This is a genomic window from Rhodococcus sp. MPR-R1B (assembly GCF_058793255.1).
In genome coordinates this window covers 1-25,777 of record NZ_JBXAFO010000037.1, presented here as the reverse complement: position 1 = coordinate 25,777, position 25,777 = coordinate 1, and the positions used below count along the sequence as shown (strand labels likewise).

Annotated in this window: 20 protein-coding genes; 13 read left to right on the top strand and 7 right to left on the bottom strand. The window is 62.8% G+C overall.

All coding sequences use genetic code 11. From position 1 onward, the window contains the following. Positions 1-18 precede the first annotated feature (18 nt). The 4 genes from pucL to AC1Q61_RS29935 are packed head-to-tail and all read left to right on the top strand — an operon-like array spanning position 19 to position 5,810. Positions 19-921 carry a factor-independent urate hydroxylase gene (pucL, locus tag AC1Q61_RS29950; protein WP_030535035.1) on the top strand — a complete coding sequence of 301 codons (903 nt, stop codon included), beginning with the start codon at positions 19-21 and terminating at the stop codon, positions 919-921. A 53-nt stretch (positions 922-974) separates the two neighbouring features. After that, complete coding sequence (locus AC1Q61_RS29945) at positions 975-2,288, top strand: 8-oxoguanine deaminase (protein WP_232319072.1); 1,314 nt, start codon at positions 975-977, stop codon at positions 2,286-2,288. Positions 2,289-2,295: 7 nt separating this feature from the next. Further along, positions 2,296-3,105 carry an FAD binding domain-containing protein gene (locus AC1Q61_RS29940; RefSeq protein ID WP_030535037.1) on the top strand — a complete coding sequence of 270 codons (810 nt, stop codon included), beginning with the start codon at positions 2,296-2,298 and terminating at the stop codon, positions 3,103-3,105. Continuing rightward, positions 3,102-5,810: a molybdopterin-dependent oxidoreductase gene (locus AC1Q61_RS29935; RefSeq protein ID WP_054188167.1), complete on the top strand. Its 2,709-nt coding sequence runs from the start codon at positions 3,102-3,104 to the stop codon at positions 5,808-5,810. The genes AC1Q61_RS29940 and AC1Q61_RS29935 overlap by 4 nt, the downstream gene beginning before the upstream one ends. Here the strand turns inward: AC1Q61_RS29935 and lat are convergent. Next, positions 5,807-7,135 carry an L-lysine 6-transaminase gene (gene lat / locus AC1Q61_RS29930; RefSeq protein WP_042922145.1) on the bottom strand — a complete coding sequence of 443 codons (1,329 nt, stop codon included), beginning with the start codon at positions 7,133-7,135 and terminating at the stop codon, positions 5,807-5,809. The two genes, AC1Q61_RS29935 and lat, sit on opposite strands and share 4 nt — an antisense overlap. Before the next feature lie 65 nt (positions 7,136-7,200). Then, on the bottom strand, positions 7,201-7,665 hold the full coding sequence (locus AC1Q61_RS29925; protein ID WP_003940830.1) for an Lrp/AsnC family transcriptional regulator: 465 nt from the start codon (positions 7,663-7,665) through the stop codon (positions 7,201-7,203). 30 nt (positions 7,666-7,695) lie between these two features. Between AC1Q61_RS29925 and hglS the strand changes: the two genes are divergently transcribed. Continuing rightward, positions 7,696-8,991 (top strand): 2-oxoadipate dioxygenase/decarboxylase, encoded by a 1,296-nt coding sequence (gene hglS / locus AC1Q61_RS29920; RefSeq protein WP_042922144.1) that lies wholly within the window; start codon positions 7,696-7,698, stop codon positions 8,989-8,991. After that, positions 8,978-10,483 carry an L-piperidine-6-carboxylate dehydrogenase gene (gene amaB, locus AC1Q61_RS29915; protein WP_042922141.1) on the top strand — a complete coding sequence of 502 codons (1,506 nt, stop codon included), beginning with the start codon at positions 8,978-8,980 and terminating at the stop codon, positions 10,481-10,483. Before hglS ends, amaB begins: the two co-directional genes overlap by 14 nt. On the opposite strand, the gene AC1Q61_RS29910 is transcribed toward amaB, so the two are convergent. From AC1Q61_RS29910 to AC1Q61_RS29900, 3 genes are read right to left on the bottom strand one after another with little or no spacing between them, the layout of a single operon-like run. Beyond that, complete coding sequence (locus tag AC1Q61_RS29910; RefSeq protein ID WP_042922140.1) at positions 10,434-11,219, bottom strand: alpha/beta fold hydrolase; 786 nt, start codon at positions 11,217-11,219, stop codon at positions 10,434-10,436. The genes amaB and AC1Q61_RS29910 overlap by 50 nt on opposite strands. Next, entirely contained in the window at positions 11,216-12,280 is a 1,065-nt protein-coding gene (locus AC1Q61_RS29905; protein WP_042449601.1) for an isopenicillin N synthase family dioxygenase, read from the bottom strand. Before AC1Q61_RS29905 ends, AC1Q61_RS29910 begins: the two co-directional genes overlap by 4 nt. Continuing rightward, entirely contained in the window at positions 12,261-13,652 is a 1,392-nt protein-coding gene (locus AC1Q61_RS29900) for a uracil-xanthine permease family protein (RefSeq protein ID WP_007727244.1), read from the bottom strand. The genes AC1Q61_RS29905 and AC1Q61_RS29900 overlap by 20 nt, the downstream gene beginning before the upstream one ends. Before the next feature lie 134 nt (positions 13,653-13,786). On the opposite strand from AC1Q61_RS29900, the gene AC1Q61_RS29895 reads away from it, so the two are divergent. The 3 genes from AC1Q61_RS29895 to AC1Q61_RS29885 are packed head-to-tail and all read left to right on the top strand — an operon-like array spanning position 13,787 to position 16,536. Further along, a complete protein-coding gene (locus AC1Q61_RS29895) occupies positions 13,787-14,350 on the top strand; it encodes a helix-turn-helix domain-containing protein (protein ID WP_007727247.1) in 564 nt (187 codons plus the stop codon). A 55-nt stretch (positions 14,351-14,405) separates the two neighbouring features. Continuing rightward, a complete protein-coding gene (locus AC1Q61_RS29890) occupies positions 14,406-15,410 on the top strand; it encodes an acyl-CoA dehydrogenase family protein (RefSeq protein ID WP_128637938.1) in 1,005 nt (334 codons plus the stop codon). 34 nt (positions 15,411-15,444) lie between these two features. Continuing rightward, positions 15,445-16,536, top strand: a complete 1,092-nt coding sequence (locus AC1Q61_RS29885) for an N-formylglutamate amidohydrolase (RefSeq protein WP_042922139.1) — start codon at positions 15,445-15,447, stop codon at positions 16,534-16,536. 38 nt (positions 16,537-16,574) lie between these two features. On the opposite strand, the gene AC1Q61_RS29880 is transcribed toward AC1Q61_RS29885, so the two are convergent. Next, positions 16,575-17,906, bottom strand: coding sequence for an anaerobic C4-dicarboxylate transporter family protein (locus AC1Q61_RS29880; protein WP_003940851.1), 1,332 nt, complete (start codon positions 17,904-17,906; stop codon positions 16,575-16,577). Positions 17,907-18,012: 106 nt separating this feature from the next. On the opposite strand from AC1Q61_RS29880, the gene AC1Q61_RS29875 reads away from it, so the two are divergent. Together AC1Q61_RS29875 and AC1Q61_RS29870 are read left to right on the top strand one after the other, a co-directional pair. Next, the gene (locus AC1Q61_RS29875) at positions 18,013-22,560 is read left to right on the top strand and encodes an ATP-dependent helicase (protein WP_042449813.1); all 4,548 of its coding nucleotides are present in this window, start codon (positions 18,013-18,015) and stop codon (positions 22,558-22,560) included. 63 nt (positions 22,561-22,623) lie between these two features. Further along, entirely contained in the window at positions 22,624-23,415 is a 792-nt protein-coding gene (locus AC1Q61_RS29870; RefSeq protein ID WP_492651263.1) for a DNA-formamidopyrimidine glycosylase family protein, read from the top strand. Here AC1Q61_RS29870 and AC1Q61_RS29865 read toward each other — a convergent pair. Then, the gene (locus tag AC1Q61_RS29865; protein ID WP_019747721.1) at positions 23,402-23,971 is read right to left on the bottom strand and encodes a TetR/AcrR family transcriptional regulator; all 570 of its coding nucleotides are present in this window, start codon (positions 23,969-23,971) and stop codon (positions 23,402-23,404) included. The genes AC1Q61_RS29870 and AC1Q61_RS29865 overlap by 14 nt on opposite strands. Positions 23,972-24,058: 87 nt before the next feature. Between AC1Q61_RS29865 and AC1Q61_RS29860 the strand changes: the two genes are divergently transcribed. Together AC1Q61_RS29860 and AC1Q61_RS29855 are read left to right on the top strand one after the other, a co-directional pair. Continuing rightward, positions 24,059-25,000: an oxygenase MpaB family protein gene (locus AC1Q61_RS29860; protein WP_019747720.1), complete on the top strand. Its 942-nt coding sequence runs from the start codon at positions 24,059-24,061 to the stop codon at positions 24,998-25,000. A 17-nt stretch (positions 25,001-25,017) separates the two neighbouring features. Next, the gene (locus AC1Q61_RS29855) at positions 25,018-25,554 is read left to right on the top strand and encodes a hypothetical protein (RefSeq protein WP_019747719.1); all 537 of its coding nucleotides are present in this window, start codon (positions 25,018-25,020) and stop codon (positions 25,552-25,554) included. Positions 25,555-25,777: the final 223 nt, after the last annotated feature.

Sequence of the window (25,777 nt, the reverse complement as noted above, 5' to 3'; positions counted from 1 at the left end):
AGTACGAACACCGAACGGTTGAGCGGATCGATCGAACTATCGGGTCACCAGTACGGCAAAGCGGAAAATCGAGTAGTCCGAATCTATCGAGACACCCCCCGTCACGAAATTCACGACATCAACGTCTCCACCTGCCTGCGTGGAGATTTCGCCGACGCGTACCTCACCGGTGATCAATCGAAGGTTCTGCCGACCGACACGCAGAAACAAACGGCCTACTCCTACGCCAAGGAAAAGGGTCTGATCTCGATCGAGACGTACGGACTCGAACTCGCCCGTCATTTCGTCGACGACATCGAACCGGTCAGTGGCGCGCGGATCGAGATCGAGGAATACGCCTGGGAGCGTGCGATTGTCGACGGCAGCGAGCACGACTACACCTGGATTCGGAAGGGTCAGGAAGTTCGGACGGCGTCGATCACCATCGCCGATACCGGGACATGGGTGATCGGCGGTCTGAAGGACCTCGTGATCCTCAAATCGACCGGTAGTGAGTTCTCGGGTTTTCTCGAAGATCCGTACACCGTTCTCGAGCCGACCGACGACCGCGTCATGGCGACGACGTTGGTCGCCCAGTGGCGATTCGTCACCACCGACGTCGACTGGGAATCGGTCTACGCGGGAATCAAGGCACAGATCGTCAAGCAGTTCGCACAGGTACATTCACTTGCCCTGCAGCAGACGCTCTTCCACATCGGCAAGGCAATCCTCGAGGAATTCCCGATCATCGCGGAGGTTCGACTGTCCGCACCCAACAAGCATCATTTCGAATATGCACTCGGCCGCTTCGGAGTGGAGAACGACAACGAGGTGTTCCACGCTGCGGATCGTCCGTACGGCCTGATCCAAGCTGCGGTCAGCCGATCCGACGCACCAGACGCGGGACCGTCGTGGACCACCTACGCCGGTTGGTTGTCGTGACCGAATCAGCTCTCGGGGCAACACTCGTCGTGGCGGGCGCTCATGTGGTCACGATGGACGGCGACCGCTCCGAGTACTCCGACGGCTATGTGGTGATCTCGGGCAACAAGATCGTCGACGTCGGCGCCGGAACGCCACCCGAATACCCGGGTGCGCAAGTGATCGACGGGAGTGGTTGCCTGATCACGCCGGGTCTGGTCAACACACATCATCATCTCTACCAATGGATCACCCGAGGCCTGGCCGCGGACTCGATGCTTTTCGAGTGGCTGACCACCCTGTACCCCGTCTGGGCAGGTATCGACGCCGACGCCGTCCACGTGGCGGCCACCGGCGGCCTCACGTGGTTGGCGAAAACCGGATGTACGACCACCACCGACCACCACTACGTCGTTCCCCGCGACGCCGGCGACGTTTTCGAGGCCGAGATCACCGCTGCTGCGCAGGTCGGCCTTCGATTCCACCCGTGTCGTGGGTCGATGGATCTCGGCCAGAGTTCCGGCGGCCTGCCACCGGATCACGTCGTGGAAAAACTCGATGACATCCTGACCGGCACGCAGTCGGTGATCGACCGTTGGCACGACCCGAATCCCGGATCGATGCTGCAGATCGCGGTAGCTCCCTGCTCACCCTTCTCGGTGACGGAGGCATTGCTCCGCGAGTCCGCGACGCTGGCCCGCGAAAACGGCGTGCGTATGCACACGCATCTGGCCGAGACACTGGACGAGGAGAGATTCTGCCGCGAGCATTTCGGTTGCACGCCGGTCGAATACATGGAACGAGTCGGCTGGGTGGGCCCGGACGTCTGGTACGCCCACGCAGTCCATCTCGACGACGCCGGTATCGAGACGATGGCGCGAACCGGAACTGCGGCGGCGCACTGCCCGACCTCCAACGCGCGCCTGGGAGCCGGTATCGCCCGTGCCGCCGATTTGGTGAACGGCGGGGTCACCGTGGGGCTCGGCGTAGACGGCGCGGCGAGCAATGAAGCTTGCAGCCTGATCGAGGAGTCTCGTCATGCACTTCTGTTTGCTCGCGCGAAGGGCGGACCGCAGACGATGACGGTACGAAAAGCCTTGGAATTGGGAACGATCGGCGGCGCACGAGTTCTGGGCCGCGAGGGCGAAATCGGATCGATCGAGGTCGGAAAACTTGCCGACCTGGCGGTGTGGAAACTCGACACCGTCGCGCATGCCGGCATCACCGATCCGGTGGCGGCGCTCGTACTCGGCTCGACTCCCCCGCTGAAGTTACTGCTCGTCAACGGACGAATCGTAGTTGCCGACGGACGAGTCACCACCGTCGACGAGGACGTCGTGGCCTCGGATGTCGCACGCGCACACCGCGATCTACTCGGAAAGGCTTGAGGTCGCGATGGACCTGCACAGCGTCGACGAAGTTCTGGTGCCGCGGACCCGCGCCGAACTCCCCTGTGCCTCACCCGGCATCGGGTTCATCGGTGGCGGCACCTGGCTGTACTCGGAACCGCAGCCGCACCTGACCACCCTTGTCGACCTTGCGGGCTTCGACTGGGAAGCTGTGGCGGTCGGCGATCTCGGTCTCGAGATCGCGGCCACCTGCACCATCGAGGAACTGTGCCGCGCCGAACTTCCCGCATCCTGGCGCGCCGCAGCGCTGTTCCAACACTGCGCTGACGCACTACTCGCATCGTGGAAGGTGTTGCGATACGCGACAGTCGGCGGCAACATCGCGCTCTCCTTCCCGGCCGGAGCGATGACGACTCTGTGTACCGCTCTCGATGCCGAACTGACGATCTGGCGTCCGGACGGTACCGAATACTCCTTCCCCGTAGTCGATTTCGTTATCGACGATTCTCGAAACGTACTCAGGTCCGGCGAAATCATCCGCAGTATCCGGATTCCCGTGCATGCATTGACTGCACGTACCGCGATGCGAAAGCTGGCTCAGACGTCACTCGGGCGATCGGCCGTAGCCGTGGCCGGACGCTGCGGCGCCGACGGTTTCACGCTGGCGATCACCGCCGCGACCCGCCGTCCGTACGCTCTCAAATTCGACGAACTCCCCGACGCCACAGCACTTGCGGATGCGTTGCGCAGCAGGATTCCGGAAGACGCCTACTTCACCGATGTCCATGGAACTGCGCCGTGGCGGAAGGCGATGACCGAGCTTCTTGCCGAAGAAATCCGAGGTGAACTGGAATGAAGTACTCGGTGGACGGAGTTCCGCGCGACGACCAGCCCCGCCCAGGACAGTGCCTGCGAACCTTCCTCCGCGAGCACGGAGCGAACTCCGTCAAGAAGGGGTGCGATGCCGGAGACTGCGGCGCCTGCTCGGTGCTGGTCGACGGACACCCCACCCATTCGTGCATATTTCCCGCCCATCGCATCGACGGCCGCGACGTCGTCACCGCCTCCGGTCTCGGAACACCGGAGAAACTTCACCCCATTCAACAGGCATTCGTGGACGCGGGCGGATTCCAATGTGGTTTCTGTACAGCGGGAATGGTAGTCACCGCATCAGCGTTGTCGGTCGAGCAAAAATCCGATCTCGCGTGCTCGATGAAAGGTAACCTGTGCCGCTGCACCGGTTATCGGTCCATTCGTGACGCTCTCGCCGGTACATCCAATACGGAGACTGCCAAAATAGGCGGGGCACAAGGGCGTTCGATCGCAGCACCGGCGTCCGCGCGCATCGTCGCGGGAACCGAGCAGTACACCATGGACTTCTCCCCGGGTGAGAAGCCGGTCGACCTGCTTCACGTCGCAGTACTCGGCAGTCCGCACGCACACGCACACATAACGCGGATAGACACGGCAGCAGCCGAAGCGGCGCCGGGCGTCGCCGCGGTCCTCACTTTTCATGACAGTCCGGACGTGCTGTTCTCGACCGCCCGGCACGAGGACCGCAACGACGATCCGGACGACACGCGCGTGTTCGACAGCACCCTCCGTTTCCGCGGCCAGCGCGTAGCCGCGGTCATCGCCGAAACCCCGACGCAGGCGGAACGTGCACTCTCGCTGATCGAAGTCGACTACGAGGTACGCGACGCGGTATTCGAACCAGATCTGGCGCGTTCCCCCGGCGCTCCACTCCTGCACGGCGACAAGGACGAGAGCTCGCGGATCGCCGAGGCCCCCCGCAACGTGGTTGCCGCGCTTCACGATGGCGTCGGCGATCTGGACCGTGCGCTCGCGGATGCGACTGCAGTCGTCGAAGGTAAGTGGAAAACTGCGCGAGTCCAGCACGTGGCCTTGGAAACTCACGGCGCAGTGGGGTGGCTCGACGAGGAGGGCCGTCTCGTCATCAGAAGCAGCACACAGGTGCCGTTTCTGGTTCGGGACGAATTGGCCCACATCTTCGATCTCGATCGCAGCCGAATCCGGGTGTTCGCAAAACGGGTAGGCGGGGGTTTCGGCGGGAAGCAGGAACTACTCACCGAGGATCTGGTCGCACTGGCCGTCTTGAAGACCGGCAAGCCCGTAGCCTACGAGTTCAGCCGAAGCGATCAGTTCACCATCGCACCGTCACGGCATCCGATGCGAGTATCGGTGCGTGCGGGCGCCGACGCCGACGGAACTCTCACTGCGCTCGCTATCGACGTCCTTTCCGACGCGGGGGCGTACGGGAACCATTCGATCGGAGTCATGTTCCATGGGTGCGCCGAATCCATGGCGGTCTATCGCGCTGCGACCAAACGCGTAGACGCCGAAGCGGTCTACACGAACAACGTTCCCTCCGGGGCCTTTCGTGGTTACGGGCTCGGCCAGATCATCTTCGCCGTCGAGTCGGCCATGGATCAGCTCGCGGATCGTCTCGGCATGGACCCCTTCGAGTTTCGGCGGCGCAACGTCGTCGTTCCCGGAGACGATTTTGTCGACTGGCACGTCGAAGACGGTGATCTCGAATTCGGCAGCTACGGACTGGACCAGTGCATCGACCTCGTCGACAGTGCACTGTCGAGCGGGCGCGGAGAGGCTGCACCGGCTGGGTCGCGTTGGCAGATCGGTCGGGGCATGGCAATTGCCATGATCGCGACGATCCCGCCGCGTGGTCACTTCTCCGACACCACCGTCGCACTCGAGGCCGACGGTCGGTACGTCGTGAACATCGGCACCGCTGAGTTCGGCAACGGAACCACTACGATTCACCAACAGATCGCGGCCACCGAATTGCGGACGACAGTCGATCGCATCACGATTGTTCAATCCGACACCGATGCCGGCGGATACGACACCGGAGCGTTCGGGTCGACGGGAACGGTGGTCGCCGGAAAGGCGCTCCTGATCGCCTGCGAGCGCCTTCGCGAGCGGATACTGACCCGTGCGGTGCGATCGAGCGGTCGCGGCGCGCAGATCGACGACCTTTCGCCGGACGGTGTCGAAACGTCCCACGGTTGCCTCGATTTCGCGACGCTACTCGAAGGTGGCCCGCTCGCCGCTGACGGTCGCCACGACGGGACACCGCGCTCGGTCTCGTTCAACGTTCACGGTTTTCGCGTTGCCGTCGACACGAACACCGGCCGGGTGAAGATCCTGCAGTCGGTTCAGGCCGCCGATGCCGGCACCGTCATGAACCCGGCACAACTGCGCGGGCAGGTGGAAGGCGGTGTGGGACAAGCGCTCGGCGCTGCGCTGTCGGAGGAGATCGTCATCGAAGAAGGTCGGGTGATCAATCCGCAGTTGCGCAATTATCACGTTCCCCAGATCGGGGATCTGCCGATCACCGAAGTACTGTTTGCCGACACGTACGACAAGCTCGGGCCTTTCGGCGCGAAATCGATGAGTGAGGCCCCCTTCAATCCTGTAGCACCGGCGTTGGCAAACGCGATTGCCAACGCGTGTGGAGTGCGTATGTACTCCACACCGATGACACCGGATCGAGTGTGGGAACAGCTACAGAGGCCCTAGGTCTCGCGTGCGAGCACGCGCTCGACCGCGTCGACCGCGTCGTCCAGCTCACTGGTGGTCACCGTCAGCGCGGGCCGGAATCTGATTCCCCTCTTCCCGGTAGGCAGTATCATCACGTGCTCGTCTTCACGCAGTCGCTGTACGACGCGATCGCGAAGGTCACTGTCTTCCAGAGTGATCGCGCACATGAGGCCACGACCGCGCGGCTCGGTTGCCGCCGCGTACCGCCCGCAGACTTCGGTCAACCGGGCAAGGAGATGCGCACCCGTGAATCGCACGCGGTCGATCAGTCGGTCCTGCTCGACGACTTCGAGTATCCGCCGGGCACGAACCATGTCGGTGAGGTTGCCACCCCACGTCGAATTGATCCGAGAACTGACGTGAAACACGTTGTCATGCACTTCATCCACGCGCCCGCCGGCCATGATTCCGCACACCTGCGTTTTCTTGCCGAACGCCACCACATCCGGACTCAGACCCAATTGTTGGTAGGCCCAGGCAGTTCCGGTGATTCCGCAACCGGTCTGTACTTCGTCGAGAATGAAGAGGGCGTCGTTTTCGTGGCACAACTCCTGCATCGCCTGCAGAAATTCCGGCCTGAGGTGATGGTCGCCGCCCTCGCCCTGGATCGGCTCGGCGATGAAACAGGCAATGTCGTCGGGGTTGTCGGCGAAAGCTCGGCGCGCTTGATCGAGAGCTTGCCTCTCCGCAGCTTCGACATCGCGGCCGTCTGCCAGGTACGGCGAGTCGATACGTGGCCAGTCGAACTTGGGGAATCGCGCGACCTTGCCCGGTTCGGTGTTGGTGAGCGACATCGTGTAGCCACTGCGGCCGTGAAAAGCCTCGGTCAGGTGCAGGACCTTTGTCCCCAGATCTGCTGACAACCCACGGCTTTCGTTCCACCGACTCTTCCAGTCGAAGGCAACCTTGAGTGCATTTTCCACCGCCAGGGCTCCGCCGTCGACGAAGAACAAGTGTGGGAGTGCCGAATCCCCCAGTACCCGAGCGAAAGCCGCAACGAAGCGCGCCATGGGTTCGGTGTAGATGTCGGAGTTACTCGGCTTGTTGGAGGCCACGACAGCCAACTCCTGTTGAAACTCCTCGTCGCCTGTGATCGCAGGGTGATTCATACCCAGGGCCGAAGAGCCGAAGAAACCGAACATGTCCAGATACTCGGTTCCGTCTCGCAGGTCACGGAGATAGGAACCCCGCGACCCTTCGACGTCGAGAATCAGATCGAATCCGTCGACGAGGATGCTGGCCTTCAACACGTCGTAGACCGGAAAGAGCGCACTGTCACCGAAGTCTCGCATCGCAGTACTCATACGCGAAGGCTATGTCAATTTTCCGGGAGTGTCGATAGAGGACCGTAAAAGTTATTGAACAAGCGTCATTCGTCGTAAAAAGTTTGTAGGATGATGGTGCTTCGTGTGTTGACGTTGGCTGCCGTACGGATCTCCTGCAGCAATCGCTCCAACGCCCGAGGTGACGCCACCCGGACCAGGAGGACGTAGCTTTCGCTCCCGGCTACCGAGTGACACGAGACGACCGCCGGCAGATGACGCAAGCGGGCAGGCGCATCGTCGGGCTGCGAGGGATCGAGAGGAGTGATGGCGACAAATGCGGACAGATTGTGACCGAGTGCCTCCGGATCGATCTTCGCGGAGTACCCACGGATCACCTTGCGAGATTCCAAACGACGCACTCGCGACTGGACTGCGGAGATCGAGAGTCCAGCCTTTTCAGCAAGACTCGCGAGAGTGGCACGGCCGTCCAAGACCAATTCACGCATCAAGAGTCGATCGGTTTCGTCGACCGGAACACCGGCAACGTCACTGGTTTCTGTTTCTCGCACCTGCGCAGGCTAACGCAATCGGACATTCGTATGGTTGAAACCTGGGAGCTACGTGCACGGTTCGCAGCGGCCCTCGCCAAGATGTATGGCGACGAGGTCCCCGCTTACAACACCTTGGTAGATGTAACGATGCAGGTGAACCGTGATTTTGCCGCCGAACATCCGGATTCTGCGGAGCGCCTGGGCAGCCTGGCGAGAGTCAGCGCCGAGCGTCACGGCGCCATCAGACTGGGGACTCTCGACGAACTACGTGACGTAGCCACCGTCTTCGGCGGATTCGGTATGTTTCCGGTCGGCTATTACGACCTCCGGCTCACCGACTCCCCCATTCCCGTTGTCTCGACGGCATTTCGCCCCACCGATCCCGCCGAACTCGCCCGGAACCCGTTCCGCGTTTTCACCTCGGTGCTGACCAGTTCCGATTCCAGGTTCTTCGACACCGACCTCGAGCGTCGGATCACCGGGTTTCTGCGTCGCCGGACCCTGTTCTCTCCCGAACTTCTGCAGTGGGCACGTCAATCGAGTCGCGAGGGCGGCCTGACGGAGCCCGAGGCGACACAGTTCGTCGATGCAGCGACCTCGGCGTTTCGGCTCGGCACCGATCCCATCGACGCGGGCTGGTACCGCGAACTCGCCGCAATCTCGCCTGTCGCTGCAGACATTGCGGGGCAGGGCTCGACCCACGTCAATCACCTCACCCCGCGAGTGCTCGACATCGACGAGTTGTACCGCCGCATGACCGAGCGCGGTATCACCATGATCGACCGCATCCAAGGCCCGCCGAGATGGAGCGGACCACCACTACTTCTGCGGCAGACGTCGTTTCGTGCATTGGCCGAAGACAGACTCTTCCGTCAGCACGACGGATCGGTCACCACTGAGCCCGTCCGCGTCAGATTCGGCGAGGTGGAGGCACGCGGAATCGCGTTGACCCGCAGCGGGCGAGTGATCTACGACCGACTGATCGCCACGCCCGAGGACGCCGATTGGGACAGCGAATTTCCGCACTCCGAAAGCGAACTCGATGCCGCGGGGTTGGCGTACTTCACGTACCGAAACGAAGGAACTGTTGTCGTCCGCGACCCGATCGTCTACGAGGACTTCCTACCTGCCTCCGCGGCCGGGATCTTCGCATCCAATCTCGATTCCGTGACCGGATTCGTTTCCGATGCGCCCGGCGCCGAATACGGGCAGGATCGATTGGAGGGCGCCATCGACCGCACCATCGAAGATCCGTTCGAGCTGTACCGCGCACAACAAGAGGCGTCACGTGCCGTGCTGCCTCCCGCCCACAACAACAGAGGACTCCCCAGTGAACCTGCCTGATTCTTCGAGCCTCGCCGATCGCGCCGAAAGCGCCCTTGCCGCGTGCGGTGTCGAGTGGCCCGCCGGCGACCTGAGCGCACGAACCCCCATCACCGGTACGCAACTGCGTACCGTTCGGCAGCACTCCGGTAGAGAAGTCGACGACGCCGTCGACGCGGCGCATCGCGCGTTCCTCACCTGGCGCACCGTCCCCGCTCCGGCGCGCGGCGCGGTCGTACGCCGGCTGGGCAGCCTACTGACCGAGCACAAGGATGACCTCGCGGAAATCGTGACGTTGGAGGCCGGGAAGGTCACCTCGGAGGCTCTCGGCGAGGTACAGGAGATGATCGACATCTGCGAGTTCGCCGTCGGTCTCTCCCGGCAGCTCTACGGACGCACCATGCCGTCCGAGCGTCCCGGACACCGGTTGACGGAAACGTGGCACCCTCTCGGCGTTGTCGGAGTCATCTCCGCGTTCAACTTTCCCGTCGCGGTGTGGTCGTGGAATACCGCCATTGCTCTCGTGTGCGGCGACGCCGTCGTCTGGAAGCCTTCGGAAACCACTCCGTTGACCGCGCTGGCATGTGACGCGCTCCTGCGACGTGCGCTCGCGGATTGTCAAGCACCGATCGACGTTCACCAGTTGGTCGTCGGCGGACGTGACGTCGGTGAGGCTCTCGTGGACAACCCACTCGTGGCCTTGGTCAGCGCCACCGGTTCCGTGAGGATGGGCCGCGCCGTGGCTCCGCGGGTCGCCGAGCGCTTCGGACGAAGTCTCCTGGAGCTGGGTGGAAACAACGCCGCAGTCGTCACGCCGTCGGCGGATCTCGAGCTTGCCGTGCGCGGAATTGTCTTCTCCGCCGCTGGAACTGCCGGGCAGCGCTGCACCTCACTGCGCCGGCTCATCGTTCACGAGTCGATCGCCGACAACGTCGTCGACCGCGTTGCGTCCGCGTACGCGCAACTCCAGGTCGGTAGTCCCTTCGATTCCGGTGTTCTGGTCGGGCCGCTGATCAACGAAGCCGCGTTCGAGACGATGCAGAAATCGCTCTCGGCCGCACGCGCGGATGGCGGAACTGTGGTGTGTGGCGGGGACCGCGTCGGCGATTCCGGGTTCTACGTGACGCCCGCTCTCGTTCGTATGCCAGCACAGACCGAGGTGGTACGAGCGGAGACTTTTGCACCCATCCTCTATGTCTTGACCTACACCGATTTCGACGACGCCATTGCGCTGCACAACGGCGTACCTCAAGGACTTTCGTCCTCGATCTTTACACTCGACCAGCGAGAAGCAGAGCGCTTCCTCGCCGCCGACGGCTCCGATTGCGGCATCGCGAACGTGAACATCGGAACGTCCGGTGCGGAGATCGGCGGCGCATTCGGCGGGGAGAAGGAGACTGGCGGCGGACGCGAGTCGGGTTCGGATTCGTGGAAGGCATACATGCGCCGAGCCACCAATACCGTCAATTACTCGGACCAGCTTCCGCTGGCTCAAGGGGTCGAGTTCGGCTGAACACCTGCCGGGCGAAATCGGTGATCGCGTCGATCAACTCCGGGAGCGCCGACAACTGCGGTGCATGGTCGGTGCCCAGGCTGACCACCTGGGCACCGGGGACAAGTCTCTGCATGGCGCGTTGAGCCTCGATCGGCACGGTTCGATCCAGCGTGCATTCGACATACAACCTCGGCACGGTTCCGAATCGCTCTTCCGTCCAGACAGGTGCCATCAGGCGGGCTGACTCCAGTTGTGGAACGAGCATGCGCGCGGCGAAGATCGCATCAGCCTCCGGCGCTTCGTGGAAGAACACAGCGGCACCGGCTTCGGGCGGTACCACCGTCGCATCCCCGTCGGCGGTGGGGACCAACCAACGTGAGATCCCGACCGGACTTTCCAGACCGAGTTCGACGCAGAGCATCCCGAAGTCCGTCTGCGATGGAAGCATCATCCCTGCGACGTACACAAGACCCGTTACCCGCGAAGGCAGCAACTCAGCCACCTGTGAGGCCACGATGCCACCGCCGGAGTGACCGACGAGGGCGCACTGCCCGTCCAAGGACTCGACAACTGCCACAACATGTTCGGCAACGACATCGAGATCGATCACGTCGTCTGAGTTCCAACTTCCCGAGCCGGGAAGCTCCACCACAACAGGATTGAAGCCGGCCGATTTCAGTGGGCCACACACACGATCCCAGACCCAACCGCCGGCCCATGCTCCGTGGATCAGGACGATGTTCCGTGCACTCACTGCTTGACCTCGAGCTCTGCAGCCGAAAGTACCCGAGCCGCCTCACGACCTGCGGCGGCGTTGGACTTCCCCTGCCTCGACCCGGCCAATTTGGCCTTGATGTGATCGCGAACGGTAATGGGTTCGTACTCCAAGCCGGAGTCGTCCTGAAAACTCGGCAAGGTCGCAATCACCGCGTCGACGTTTCCGTCATGGAAGAAGGCCGCCGATCGCCGGCGCTTGATGGTGCCGTTCACCACCGGAGGCGCAACTCGGTGCAGCGTGGACATCCACCTGTCGTTGGTCAGTCGCGCGGTGAGATCCCCGAGGTTGACCAGTAGCGCGCCGTCGTGCGGCCAGACATCGTGCCAGCGTCGGTCGCTCCCGAGTACTTGCAAACCTTCGACCTGATCCGCCCACAGCACGGTGACCAGCCCGAAATCGGTATGTTCGCCCATCCCCTTCAACTCACCGTCCAACGTCACCGTCCCTTCGGGTAACGCGTAGTTGTTCATCCGCAGTACGTCGATGGAGTGGTCGGTGATCGACTCGAAGAATCCTGGGGTCAGCCCGAGCGCGTCTTCGAAAATGGTGGTCAGTGTGCGTGCCACCCGCTCGCCATGGGCGTAGTAATTCTCCACCCGCTCCGTGAAACCAGACACTGCGGGCCACAGGTTGATTCCGTAATCGTCCTCCGACAGTTCGAGTTCGGTGAATGATCGGGCTTCGGTTCCGACGTTGAAGGCCTCGAAAAAGTCGTTCATTCTGGTCGCGGATTCGACGCCGAGGCTCAGGCTCAGCGACTCGCTCTTGGGCGGGCTGTACCCACGATTCGCGCCCTCGATTCGGTAGCCCGACTTCGTCTCCATCGGCAGCCCGAAGAAGTCGTCCATCGCTTCGGCGAGGCCGGAAGAAACAGCGGCCGGAACACCGTGGCCCCGAATCTGCATGAAACCTACAGTCCGACAAGCATGGTCGACTTCGGCAGCCACTCGCGCCTTGTCCTGGTCGGCACCACCGAGCACGTAAGGCGAGATGTCGACGACGGGCACTTCGAAGGGATCAGACTGGGACTGTGACACTGGCGTCTCCTGCAGAGCTGGTGGCGGGTTCAGATTTTGCAGTGGCATGGAGGCTCTCTCGCGATCGCCTCGCGAGTTCACCGAGTCGGGTGTGATTGAACAGCAGATTGAGCGAAAAGGCCGAGGCCGCAGCCAAGGTGATGCCGCTACCGAGGAGGATCTGAGCCGAGGAGGGGAATCGCTCGAACATCCCCTCCGCAAATTCCGGAAGAATACCGATCCCCACCGATACAGCGGCGATCGTGGTGTTGATCGGGTCGCTGAGATCGACCTTGCGCAGCGTGTTGATTCCGACCACGGCGACAGTGGAGAACAAGATGATTCCGACACCGCCGACCACCGGATCAGGCAGGGCTGCAACCACTTCACCCATTCGCGGGATGAGGCCGAGGACGATCAGAATGGCACCGCTGGTAGCGGTCACGTACCGGCTGTACACCCGGGTCGTGGCAACGGCGCCGACATTCTGCGAGAAAACGGTGTCGACAAAGGCATTGAAGATTCCGCCCAGAACTCCCGACATCCCGTCGGCCACCAGCCCTCGTGCGAGATCTGCTTTCTTCAAAGGCTTTCCGGTGATCTCGCTGACCGCCAGCATGCTCGCCGTCGACTCTGCGAAGACGACTGCCATGACGATACTCATCGCCACCACGGCGGTGACGGGAAACTCCGGAGCGCCGAAGTGGAACGGCATCGGGAAGCCCACCCAGGCCGAGCCGCCGACGCCACTCAGATCGATCAGGCCCATCGGGATGGCGATCACGGTGCCGATCACAAGCGCCATCAGTACACCGAGCTGCGTCCACATCCCGCGGCCGAGGCAGATGAAGGCCACCGCGACCACAACGACTGCGGCAGCCAGCGCCAGATTCTTCGGGTCGGCGAACGACGGGGAGGTGGGGTCGTTTCCGACGATCAGTCCTCCTGCGACACCGATCAACGAGATGCCGATCACTGTGAGGACGACGCCGGTAACCAGGGGTGGGAAGTATCGGACGATCTTGGCGAACGGCACGGCCAAGGCAATGCCGACTACGCCACCGACCAGCATGGACCCGTACACCGCCTGCAGGCCGTACTCCTTGGCGATCAGAATCATCGGCGTCAGCCCGGCGAAGGTCGCCCCGCAGACGATCGGCAGCCGGACACCGGCGACCTTCCCGACGCCCAGGCTCTGAATGATCGTGATGATGCCTGCAACGAGCAAGTCCGCGCTGATCAGCATCGCGACTGTGCTGCGGTCCAGCCCTACGGCGGCACCGAAAACCAGCGGAACCGTGATGCAGCCGGTGTACATGATGAGGACGTGCTGAAGAGCAAAAGCAGACTGGCGGGCAAATGGGAGCCGCTGGTCGACAGGATGGATGGCCATGCGCCGATCTCCGTCCGAAGCTGGAAGTGTTTCGTGTACGGGACTATTCAGCACGTCGATAATTTCTTACCGTGGTCGAATTTGTTTCGTCTGTGTAATCAAAACTTTCACCAGAGCACTGCTATCTTCGGCACATGGACGACGACCAGAAGGCGATAGCGACCGCAATCGGGGCTGCCGTGCGGACGGCGCGAAAAGAAGCCGGACTGACGTTGCGCGAGGTTGCCGTGAAGTCGGGCTTGTCCCAGCCCTTCCTGAGCCAGACCGAAAACGGCCACGCAGTACCCAGTGTCATGAACCTTCATCGCCTCGCGCAATCGCTCGGCACCACGGCGCACGCACTCTTGGCACAGGGTGAGCGAACTCCGTCCAGCCTCGTCCGCGCCGGCGAGGGGCGAACCTTCGAACTGGCACACGATTCGGTGATTCGATTCTGCTCCACCGGCTCACGGACCATGGAACCCAACGAGATCACGGCAGCACCTCATTCCGAGGCAGGTGAGCACACCGAGCACGCCGGCGAAGAGTTCATTCATGTTCTCGAAGGATCTGTCGAGGTCGAGGTGGGACTGGACGAGCATCACGTTCTTCACGTAGGCGACACCCTCCTCTACACCTCGACCATCCCGCACCGGTGGTTCAATCGCACCGATGCGGTCGCGAGGTTCCTCATCGTGAGTTCGCCGCCCTCGTTCTAGATGCGCGGCTGTAGTTCCACACCACAACCCCCCGCTCACGGCTTACCCTGACAGCGTGACCATGTGGCCGGAACTTGCGCGCGAAATCGCCGATACCGTTCTGTTTCCCGTCGCCGACAGCGTCGACGCCGACGGAGAAATCCCCAGCAGCCATTTCGACGCGCTCGCCGCCGACGGCTTCTACGGCATCGCCGCCCTCGGTGAGGGTGGCCCCAGCAGCGAAGAACTGGTCGAGGTCCTCGAAACCTTGTGCGGCGGTTGCCTCGCGACGACGTTCACCTGGATGCAGCATCACGGCGTCGTCGGAGCCCTGGCGGCGAGTCCCAATGCACCTCTGCGCGAACAATACTGGGACGGTCTGGTTTCCGGCATGATTCGCGGTGGGGTTGCCTATGCCGGCGCCATCCCCCGCCCACCGCTCCTGTGGGCGAAGCGGGTGAACGACGGCTACGTCCTCGACGGGATCGCCCCCTTCGTCACCGGTTGGGGCATCGTCGATGTTCTCTTGGTGTCGGCGCGCGACGAGTTCGACAATTCCATCGTTCATTCCGTCGTACCGGTGGGCGAGGCCCCGGGTCTGACGATCGAGGAGCTTCCACTGATCGCGGCGCGCGGGAGCAACACCGTCCGAATCGTGTTCGACGCTTTCGAAATTCCCGATACCGACGTCTGTGCTGTCGTCAGCGACGAACAATTCCAGAGCACCCAGCTCCCCGGCTTGTGGCTCAACGGCGCGATGGCCATGGGCATCACCCGCCGCGCTGTCACCGAACTTGCGGATCTGGGAGTCGACACCGACGCGTTCGAGGAACAAGCCACCCGGGCGCGCGCCGATCTCGATGCAGCACTGCGCGACGGCGGCGACATGTCGGCCGCCCGCGCCCGAGCGTCGGAACTTGCGATACGCGCGTCGGCCGCACTCGTGACTGCGACCGGAAGCCGCGCTCTGGTCGGCAGCAACACCCCCGAGCGGCTCATGCGTGAAGCCACCTTCACTCTTGTCGCGGCTGGTCGCCCGGAGATCAAAACAGCTCTCGTGGAACGACTCAGCGGATACTGAGTACGCACGGATGTACTCGATTACGCTGGGGCTCATGACCAGTGGAGAACCAGTACTCATCCCGGCCGGAACCGTGTTCACGCCGGAGGACCTGACGTTCTATGCCGATCGCGACTCCCGCAGTCTCGACGACGCCATCGCCGAAGCCGACCTTCTTGTCAGTTGCCCACACTCGGGTTCCGCGATTCCAGCAGAACTCTCACGTTTTCTCGCACCCGAGTTCACACAGCGGCTGCAGTTCGACTTCACCGACATGTCCACCAGTCCCATCGTGCGCCGTTGGGCCGAAATCGATTCGCGCATCGTGTACGTGGAGAATCCGCACCCTCGCATGATTCGCGATCCCAACCGTGCGAAGCCCGAAAACCTGGAAGCGTCACTGCGCGAGGCCTTCGCCCGCGTCCACGAGGCCGGTGCCGGCAACAAAGCGGACCTCACCGGTGTCGACGCAGTTCGCCCTGTCACCTTCTCGTTCTACCCCCTGCTGCTCGAGCCGACCGACGACGCGGGTTGGAAGGACCTCGCCGAGACCTTCACCGAGACAGCTGAACACGGTTTGGGCGTCTACGAGAGAACTCGCGACGCACTGATCGAAGCCATGGTGGCGAAGAGCTTCGAACTCGGTCGATCGTTCACGACCTTGTCGTTCCACGACACGATGAACCACACCACCCGGCAGGACGGCGCCGTCAATGTCGAACGGCCGGAAGCAGATCGGCTCCCCGACGTCGTCGCGCTCTCCAATCGTGGCGACCACGACGGCAATCGACGCGGCGACAATCCCGTGACGATGGATCCGGAGCTCATTCGCACACTTGCGATCTCACATCGCAAGGGATTTCAGGTCGACGATCCGGATGCCGTCGCTCTCAATCAGCCGTACCTCGGCAGTTTCGAAATCATTCGAGCCGGAGCCAGATTCGCCGAATTGAGCGCCCGCGCCGCCGAAGCCGGGATCACGTTGAGCGCGGTTCAGGCCGAATTCAAACGAGAATTCCTACTGGGAGACGAACTGGCCGCCTACATCATGGAACCCGGCGTCGACTGGCCTACACCCGACGCCGAACGGGTGGACCAGCTCGCCCACGCGTGCAAGGCGAGCTGGGACCACTACCGCAACAGCTGACTCAGCGCTGTCACTCAGGGCTGACTCAGTCGCAATACTCAACCGAGCACCACTCCGAACAACGCGCCGGCCGCAATCGTCGTGACGGCCAAGATGATGGTCGGCAGGAAGAACGAGTGGTCGACGAGCTTGGAACCGAGCTTCGTGCTGCCCGAGAGGTCGAAGTTCGCAGCCGCGATCTGCGAACCGTTTGTCGGCAACAGGTAGACGCCGGCAAACGCTCCGGCCCACATTCCGCTCACCAGACCGGGTGCAATCCCGGCAGCGAGACCGATCGGCACGATGGTCCTCGTAGCGGTCGACTGACTGGTCGTCAGTACACAGACCAGGAAGACACCGAGCGCGAAGATCCACGGCGCGGCGTTGACCCAGTCGCCGACGGTGCTCGTGATCAGCTCGGAATGGGCGCTGATGAACGTGTCCGTCAGCCATGCCAGACCGAACAGCGCGATGGCCGAGACCATACCGGCACGGAACACCGTCGACGACGGCACGTCGGCGACATTCGGGCGGCACACCAGCAGGATCAACGTACCCACGACGAACATCAGCATTTCGATGATCGGTGTCATCCCCATCGGAGTACCGTCGGCAGCTTCGGGACGAATCCCCTTGAACAGGCCGAAGATCACGATAGCCAGGACGCCGGCCAGGAAGATCAGTGCCGCGTTTCGTCCGGTCTTCGTCGAGACGAGTTCGGTCTTGGAGGCTGCACCAGGTCCGGCCAATTCGCCCGACTTCATCTTCGCCTGTATCTCCGGGTCGTCGTCGAGATCTTTGCCGAGTCGGTTGACCGCGATTGAGGAAAGGACGATGCCGACAACAGCAGCCGGGAAGGTGATCTTGATGATGTCGATGAGTTCGAAATCGTAGGGCGGCACGTCGGTCAGCGTGACCATTGCCGCCATTGCCGCGGACACCGGACTACACGCGAGCGCTACACCGGTCGAGACAACTGACAGCGACAGCGGTCGTGACGGCCGCACACCGTTCTTGTACGAGACGTCGTAGATGACGGGGAGCAGCGGGTAGAGGATGTTGGACGTGCCGGCACCGACCGAGAACAGGAATGACACCAACGGCGCGATCAGCGTGATCTGTTTCGGGCGAGATTCGATCAACTTGGCCGCGATGGTGACCATCCAGTCGATACCACCGGCCGCCTGCATCATCGACGACGCAAGGACGACGGACAGGACGATGAGGAGAGCGTCGACCGGCGGACTGCCGACGTCCTCTCCGAAGACGAACACGAGGACGGCAACACCTGCGCCGCCCCACAGACCGAGAGCGACACCGCTCGATCTGGTACCCATGACAATCGCCCCGAGCACTACCGCCAGCTCGAGGACAATCTTGACTGCTTCCATCAGGCACTCGCCTTCTCGATAACAAGAGAATCGCTATAACAGGGCAAATAGTATGCTCTGCGCTTCGGCTGCAGGCACGAACACGCTGTCGGTGGGAAGGGGCAATATGGTGGTCGTGACCAACGTCCTCGGTAGGTTCTCGCCCGCCACACGCGAGTGGTTCGGCGGCGCTTTCAGCGCTCCGACTGCTGCGCAGCTCGGCGCCTGGGAATCCATCGCGAGTGGCTCTCACACACTTGTCGTCGCGCCCACCGGCTCCGGCAAGACATTGTCGGCGTTCCTGTGGGCGCTCGATCAACTCGCCGCCAAGGACGAAGGCGAACGCGCCACCAAAGTCCTCTACATTTCGCCGCTCAAAGCGCTGGGTGTGGACGTCGAGCGGAACCTTCGCGCGCCGCTGGTCGGCATCACGCAGACGGCGAAGCGTCTAGGCCTCACTCCGCCCGAGATCACCGTCGGTGTCCGTTCCGGTGATACGTCCCAGGCCGATCGGCGCTCGTTGATCAAACGACCCCCGGACATCCTGATCACCACGCCTGAGTCGTTGTTCCTGATGCTCACCTCCGCTGCCCGGGAAACACTGGTCGGTGTCGACACCGTGATCGTCGACGAGGTTCACGCGGTGGCGGGCACCAAGCGCGGCTCTCACCTCGCGCTCTCACTGGAACGCCTGGACGGCTTGCTCGAGCGTCCGGCGCAACGCATCGGATTGTCGGCCACTGTCCGTCCGCACGAGGAGATCGGGCGGTTCCTCGCCGGTTCGGCACCCATCCGGATCGTGGCACCGCCTGCCGCCAAGACCTTCGACCTCACGGTCCGTGTTCCCGTCGAGGACATGACCGAACTGGGGATCGCGACGCCGGACGACGGTTCCGAATCTCCCACCCCGCAAGCCGGTTCGATCTGGCCCCACGTCGAGGAACAGATCGTCGACCTCGTTCTCGACCACCGATCGTCCATCGTGTTCGCCAACTCTCGCCGCCTCGCCGAACGATTGACAGCCAGGCTCAACGAGATTCATGCAGAACGCATCGGTCTGGCCGTCGAGAAAACATCTCGCCCGCCCGCGCAGATCGGGGCTCCCACCGAGGTCAACTACGGCGCCGAACCCCTCCTTGCTCGCGCCCACCACGGATCGGTCAGCAAAGACCAGCGAGCCCTCATCGAAGACGACCTCAAATCGGGTCGATTGCGATGCGTCGTCGCCACCAGCAGCCTCGAACTCGGAATCGACATGGGCGCCGTCGACTTGGTCATCCAGGTGGAGGCACCGCCTTCTGTTGCCAGCGGCCTGCAACGTGTCGGTCGCGCCGGCCACCAGGTCGGCGAGATATCGCGAGGCGTCGTCTTCCCCAAGCATCGCACCGACCTGATTCATTGCGCGGTGACCGTCGAGCGCATGGTCGAAGGCAAGATCGAAGCGATGGCCGTTCCGGCCAATCCCCTCGACATCCTCGCTCAGCAAACTGTTGCGGCCACCGCTCTCGAACCGATCGACGTCGACGACTGGTTCGAGACGGTGCGCCGAAGCGGTTCCTTTGCAACGCTTCCCCGTTCGGCGTACGAATCGACTCTGGACTTGCTGGCGGGGCGGTACCCCTCGGACGAGTTCGCCGAATTACGTCCTCGCCTTGTCTGGGATCGTGAGTCCAACACGCTCACGGGCCGCCCGGGTTCGCAGCGTTTGGCCGTCACTTCCGGCGGCGCAATCCCCGACCGCGGCCTCTTCACCGTCTACATGGTTGGCGAGAAAGCGTCCCGCGTCGGCGAACTCGACGAGGAAATGGTCTACGAATCCCGGGTCGGCGACGTCTTTGCGCTCGGCGCCACCAGTTGGCGGATCGAGGAGATCACCTTCGATCGGGTTCTGGTCAGCCCCGCCTACGGCATGCCGGGTCGTTTGCCCTTCTGGCACGGCGACGGACTCGGTCGCCCCGCCGAACTCGGACAGGCGTTGGGACAATTCGTTCGAGAGACCGCGCTGGGTAACGAAGCCGACGTCGTCGAGCGTTGTCGCGTGGGCGGGCTCGATCACAACGCCACAACCAATCTGATCCAACTCGTCGGTGAGCAGAAGAATGCCACCGGGCAGGTGCCGTCAGATCGAACCCTGGTGGTCGAACGCTTCCGCGACGAACTCGGTGACTGGCGTCTGGTGCTGCATTCCCCGTACGGCCAACGGGTTCACGCACCGTGGGCCCTCGCCATCGGGGCGCGCCTGCAGGAACGATACGGCGTCGATTCCAGTCCGACGGCCTCCGACGACGGCATCATCATCCGTCTCCCCGACACCGAGAACGAACCTCCCGGCGCCGAACTGTTCACCTTCGACGTCGAGGACATCGAAGATCTGGTCACCCAAGAGGTGGGCGGCTCCGCGCTCTTCGCTTCCCGATTCCGCGAATGTGCCGCCCGCGCACTGCTTCTCCCCCGCCGCAATCCCGGAAAACGTGCACCACTGTGGCAGCAGCGTCAGCGGTCGGCGCAACTGCTGGACGTCGCCCGCAAGTTCCCGACCTTCCCGATCCTGCTCGAGACCGTACGCGAGTGCTTGCAGGACGTTTACGACCTGCCTGCACTGAAGGAATTGTTCGGCAAGATCGAGAAAAGGCAGATTCGAATCGTCGAGGTGGAGACGGCCTCTCCGTCTCCGTTCGCCAGTGCGCTCCTGTTCAACTACGTGGGTGCGTTCATGTACGAGGGCGACAGCCCCCTCGCCGAGCGACGCGCCGCCGCTTTGTCCTTGGACTCCACGCTGTTGGCCGAACTCCTCGGCCGCGTCGAACTGCGCGAGCTCCTCGACGCCGGAGTGATCGAGCAGGCCGAACGTGAACTGCAACGGCTCGTCCCTGACCGAAAGGCCAAAGACCTCGAGGGTGTTGCCGACCTCCTCCGCATGCTCGGCCCGCTGACCACCGAAGAAGTCACCGAACGCTGTCTCGAGGACCCGGTCTCATGGCTCGAGAAGTTGGTTACGGACAAACGCGCCCTCCACGTCTCGTATGCGGGCGAGAGCTGGTGGACCGTCGTCGAAGATGCAGCGCGGCTTCGCGATGGACTCGGCGTTCCCCTACCCATCGGCGTTCCGGCCGCGTTCATCGAGCCGGTCGATCAACCACTCGACGACCTCCTGAGCCGGTACGCCCGCACCCACGGTCCCTTCACTCTCGCCGACGCGGCTGCACGCTTCGGTCTCGGAGTATCAGTCGCGCGTGACGTTCTCGGTCGGCTCGCGCTCGAAAAGCGGGTCCTGGAAGGTGAATTCCGCCCGTCTGCAACCGGAAGCGAATGGTGCGACGCCGAGGTCCTGCGTCGCTTGCGGCGTCGCTCGCTCGCCGCGGCACGGCAGGAGGTCGAGCCGGTCAGCACCGCGACCCTCGGGCGATTCCTTCCCAGTTGGCAGCACGTGGGCGGCACGCTGCGAGGAATCGACGGTGTTGCAACGGTGGTCGATCAACTTGCCGGCGTCCCGATTCCGGCGTCCGCTCTCGAATCGTTGATCCTGCCGAGCCGAGTTGCCGACTACTCTCCCGCGATGTTGGACGAACTCACGTCGACGGGTGAAGTCCTGTGGTCCGGATCGGGAGCTATCTCGGGCAAGGACGGGTGGGTAGTGCTGCACCCCGCCGACCTGGCACCGATCACGCTCAATTCGCCCGCCGACACCGACGTCTCGGAATTGCAGAAGCGCATCCTCGACCTGCTGTCCGGCGGCGGTGCCTACTTCTTCCGCCAGTTGGTCGACGCGTTGCGAACTACGGAGTCGGCTGCGGACACGGTCGACAGTGCGGTGACGACGGCACTGTGGGAGTTGGTGTGGCTCGGACACATCGGTAACGACACCGTTGCACCGCTGCGCGCACTTCTCTCCGACACCACCAGAACAACAACCAGTCACCGATCGCCTCGCCGTGTTCCGCGGGCCCGTCCGTACCGCGGAATGGCCCGCGCTTCCACGCCCGCGCGCACGGGACCGGCAACTGCCTCCGGTCGGTGGTTCCAGCTGCCAGGTATCGAACCTGACCCCACTATCCGGGCGCACGCCACGGCTGATCTGCTGCTCGAACGATACGGCGTCGTCACCCGCGGTTCGGTGATGAGCGAGAACGTGCCGGGCGGTTTCGCGTTGATCTACAAGGTACTGAGCACGTTCGAGGACAACGGGCGCGCTCGACGCGGATACTTCGTGGACACCCTGGGCGGCGCTCAATTCTCCACGCCTCCCGTGGTGGACCGCTTGCGGACGTTCGGTGATTCCATCGAGGGGCGCCACACCTCCTCGGCTGCAGTCACTCTCGCGGCGTGCGACCCGGCAAACCCGTACGGCGCGGCGCTGCCGTGGCCGGCGTCGGGGGGCGAAGAGTCACCAGGACACCGACCCGGACGAAAAGCCGGCGCACTGGTAGTTCTGGTGGAGGGTGAGTTGGTTCTGTTCGTCGAGCGCGGCGGTCGCACGATCCTGACATTCACCGACGACGGCGGAACGTTGCGCCTGGCAGCACTGTCACTTGCTCAGAAGGTGACTTCTCGCGCCATCGACAAGTTGGTAGTGGAGAAGGTCGACGGAGAGACCATCCACGGCAACGATTTTGCTCCGGTCCTGGTCGAAGCCGGCTTCGCGGCCACCCCTCGCGGATTCCGGTTGCGGTCATGAGGATTGGGGTCATGATGATTGAGATCGTGGAAGTTGAGATCCTGAAGTGTGGGTGCGGCGACCATGCCTGAGGGCGATACCGTGTGGCGGGCCGCCAATGAACTGCGCGCTGCCCTGGCCGAGAAGGTACTCACCACTTGCGATGTCCGCGTTCCTCGCTATGCCACCGTGGATCTGTCGGGTCATCGTGTGGATTCCGTCGCCAGCCGCGGAAAGCATCTGCTGATCCGCGTGGGCGAAGCGTCCATTCACACGCATCTGAAGATGGAGGGTCAGTGGCAGATTTATCGCCCCGGCGAGCGCTGGCGCAGACCCTCCCACCAAGCGCGCATAATCTTGGCCACCGAAGACTCTGTAGCAGTGGGCTTTTCACTGGGAATCACCGAGATCCTCGAACTGGGGCAGGAACAGGAGGCCGTCGGGCACCTCGGACCGGACCTGCTCGGGACCGATTGGGACAATTCCGTGGCCGTCGAGAATCTTCGCGCTGCAGACTCCGTACCGATCGGAATCGCGCTCCTGGATCAGCGCGTGATGGCCGGACTGGGCAACGTGTACCGCAACGAGATCTGCTTCCTACGAGGCATTCACCCGAAGACGCCGACACACCGCGCCGGGAACCTCGACGCGATTGTGGATCTGTCATTCCGCACCATCAACGTCAACAAGTCGCGTCGCATCCGGGTCACCACCGGCGACACCCGCCCAGGTAGGCAAACGTGGGTGTACGGCAGACGCGGAAAACCTTGCCGCCGATGCGGAACCCGCATCAGAGAAGACACCCTCGGACCGGATCAGCTCACCGAGCGAAATATCTTCTTCTGCCCCGTGTGCCAGCCGTTCACGCCTGGTTAGCGTTGATCAGCAGCCGGACGCAATGGCGCACAAATCGCTCGCGCTCGACGACGATCGAGCCGTCCAGATAACCGATGAACAGTGTGAACAACGCCCCGACCAGCCCGACTGCCACCAGCTGCTTGTCCACCGGATCAGCAATCTCGGACAACTGGTCGTACACCAGGTCCACGAACGCCGGCATCGATTCGATACCGCGTCCGCTCAGCACCGGCTCCGAGAGCGGAGCGATCAGAAGCACTCGCCCCATTGCCGGGTCGTCGACCATCAGCTTGACGAAAGCGTCGACCGCAGCGGTGGCGACTGCCTCGGATGTCGTCTCGGACTCCACTGCCGTGGCGAGCGCCGACTGCGCGCGCTCGGCGACAAACGTGTGGACCGCGACAACGTACTGATCGCGATCGGTGAAGCTCTCGTAGAAGTACCGCTCGGTCAGACCAGCGGCCTTGCAGACCGCTCGCACGTTGACGGCCGGACCGTCGACCGCACCGAGCAGTGTCACTCCGACGTCGAACAACGTCGCCTTTCGAGTGGCCCTGCGTTCTTCGATGCTCACAACTTCCCCACTTCGCCGACACTTGTTCTTCAATGCACCCGGTATTCGATCCTTGACTACCGCTGTTGTCGATCCTAATCTGACAACATGCGTAGTCAACTTGGCGACAGCAGCACCCCGGTTCCCCTCGGTCCGGATTCCCTGACCTGGAAGTATTTCGGCGACTGGCGCGGGATGCTCCAAGGTGTCTGGGCAGGTTCGATGCAAAACATGCACCCTGGTCTCGGCGCCGGGGTCGAGGAGCACTCGCAGTTCTTCGACGAGCGCTGGGAACGGCTGTACCGCTCGCTGTATCCCATTGCCGGCGTCGTCTTCGACGGCGATCGCGCGCAGCAGACAGCCGAAGAAGTCCGTGGCTATCACACACGGATCAAGGGCATCGACAAGCTGGGACGCCGGTACCACGCACTTGATCCCGACACCTTCTACTGGGCGCACGCGACATTCTTCATGGGCACCATCGTCACCGCCGAGAACTTCTCCGGTGGCCTGACCGAGGCCCAGAAACGACAACTCTTCACCGAGCACATTCAGTGGTACCGCCTGTACGGGATGAGCATGCGCCCGGTTCCCGAAACCTGGGAGGCATTTCAGGAGTATTGGGACCACATGTGCCGCAACGTACTCGAAGACAACAAAGCGACCCGCGACGTCTTGGATTTGTCGGGGCTGGGAAAGCCCCCGTACATGACGTGGCTACCCGATCCGTTGTGGCGGCTCACGCGGATTCCCCTCGCCCGCGGATTCGTGTGGCTGACAGTGGGCATGTACGACCAACCGGTTCGCGACCTTCTCGGCTACTCGTGGACCAGTCGCGATCAGAAAATTCACAACGCTGTCGGCCGCACCGTCAACGCCGTCTTCCGCCTGGTGCCGTGGCGATACCGGTATCAACCGCGCGCTCGCGCGGGATGGGACCGAGCCAGCGGCAGAATTCCCGCCGGGGCTCCACTGGTCCACACGCCGGCCCGCAATCTACCGCCGCTCGAGCAGCGAGATAATCCGATGCACTACAGCCCGAGGGTCTGATCTGCCATGCTCTGAGCATGGAGTGGGACCTGCGAACACTGCTGAACCGGCCGATCACGTCTCACGGTGCGCCGCTGGGACAAGAACGTGTGGCGGCGAGAACCACCGCGTACATCTACGGCAACATTCTTGTCCTCGCCGCACTCGTCCCGGTGACAAAATCTCAGGAATCACTGGGCGCCGCGATTGTGGTCGGCACGGCATTGTCGACGTACATCGCCCACACATTTGCCGAGAGCGTCGGCGAGAGCATTCGCAACGACCGCCGTCTCACCACCGCGGAGAGAATCGACTCGCTGCGCGATTCTGTCCCGATCCTCACCTCTGCGGTTGTTCCTGTCGCCATTCTCGCGACGGCGTGGTTCAACTTCCTGGAACCACGGACGGCGCAGTTGATCGCGGAAATCGTCTTGATCCTGCGCATCGGATCCACCAGTTACGTGATCAGCCGTCTTCACGGCGAGAAAGTCAGCACGAACACACATCTGGCAGCCTTCGGCCTCGCTGCCGTCGCCACCCTCATAGTCGGCTTGAAGATAGTGCTCACTCATTGACGAGCCACAAGTGCAAAAGAAGTCAGACCGGTCGTATATAACTAAGACGGGCAATTCGCAGAAACCTAACAATCGGTAATTTCGATGTGCGGTGATCGACGACTAACTCGGCCCACTTCTATCAAGTAGGCAGAGGAGCAGCCCGAAATGACAACACCACAGCCGCCGTATCCCTGGAACAACGACCCCAACCACACGACGCCTCTCCCTCCGCCCCCTCCTC

What these genes read in the sequence shown, in the direction of transcription:
- AC1Q61_RS29885 (WP_042922139.1), top strand. Translation starts at nt 15,445, where the DNA reads ATGACCAGTGGAGAACCAGTACTCATCCCGGCCGGAACCGTGTTCACG.
- AC1Q61_RS29855 (WP_019747719.1), top strand. Translation starts at nt 25,018, where the DNA reads ATGGAGTGGGACCTGCGAACACTGCTGAACCGGCCGATCACGTCTCAC.
- AC1Q61_RS29935 (WP_054188167.1), top strand. Translation starts at nt 3,102, where the DNA reads ATGAAGTACTCGGTGGACGGAGTTCCGCGCGACGACCAGCCCCGCCCA.
- AC1Q61_RS29900 (WP_007727244.1), bottom strand. Translation starts at nt 13,652, where the DNA reads ATGGCCATCCATCCTGTCGACCAGCGGCTCCCATTTGCCCGCCAGTCT.
- AC1Q61_RS29940 (WP_030535037.1), top strand. Translation starts at nt 2,296, where the DNA reads ATGGACCTGCACAGCGTCGACGAAGTTCTGGTGCCGCGGACCCGCGCC.
- AC1Q61_RS29870 (WP_492651263.1), top strand. Translation starts at nt 22,624, where the DNA reads ATGCCTGAGGGCGATACCGTGTGGCGGGCCGCCAATGAACTGCGCGCT.
- AC1Q61_RS29945 (WP_232319072.1), top strand. Translation starts at nt 975, where the DNA reads ATGGACGGCGACCGCTCCGAGTACTCCGACGGCTATGTGGTGATCTCG.
- AC1Q61_RS29875 (WP_042449813.1), top strand. Translation starts at nt 18,013, where the DNA reads ATGGTGGTCGTGACCAACGTCCTCGGTAGGTTCTCGCCCGCCACACGC.
- AC1Q61_RS29860 (WP_019747720.1), top strand. Translation starts at nt 24,059, where the DNA reads ATGCGTAGTCAACTTGGCGACAGCAGCACCCCGGTTCCCCTCGGTCCG.
- hglS (WP_042922144.1), top strand. Translation starts at nt 7,696, where the DNA reads ATGGTTGAAACCTGGGAGCTACGTGCACGGTTCGCAGCGGCCCTCGCC.
- AC1Q61_RS29880 (WP_003940851.1), bottom strand. Translation starts at nt 17,906, where the DNA reads ATGGAAGCAGTCAAGATTGTCCTCGAGCTGGCGGTAGTGCTCGGGGCG.
- lat (WP_042922145.1), bottom strand. Translation starts at nt 7,135, where the DNA reads ATGAGTACTGCGATGCGAGACTTCGGTGACAGTGCGCTCTTTCCGGTC.
- AC1Q61_RS29895 (WP_007727247.1), top strand. Translation starts at nt 13,787, where the DNA reads ATGGACGACGACCAGAAGGCGATAGCGACCGCAATCGGGGCTGCCGTG.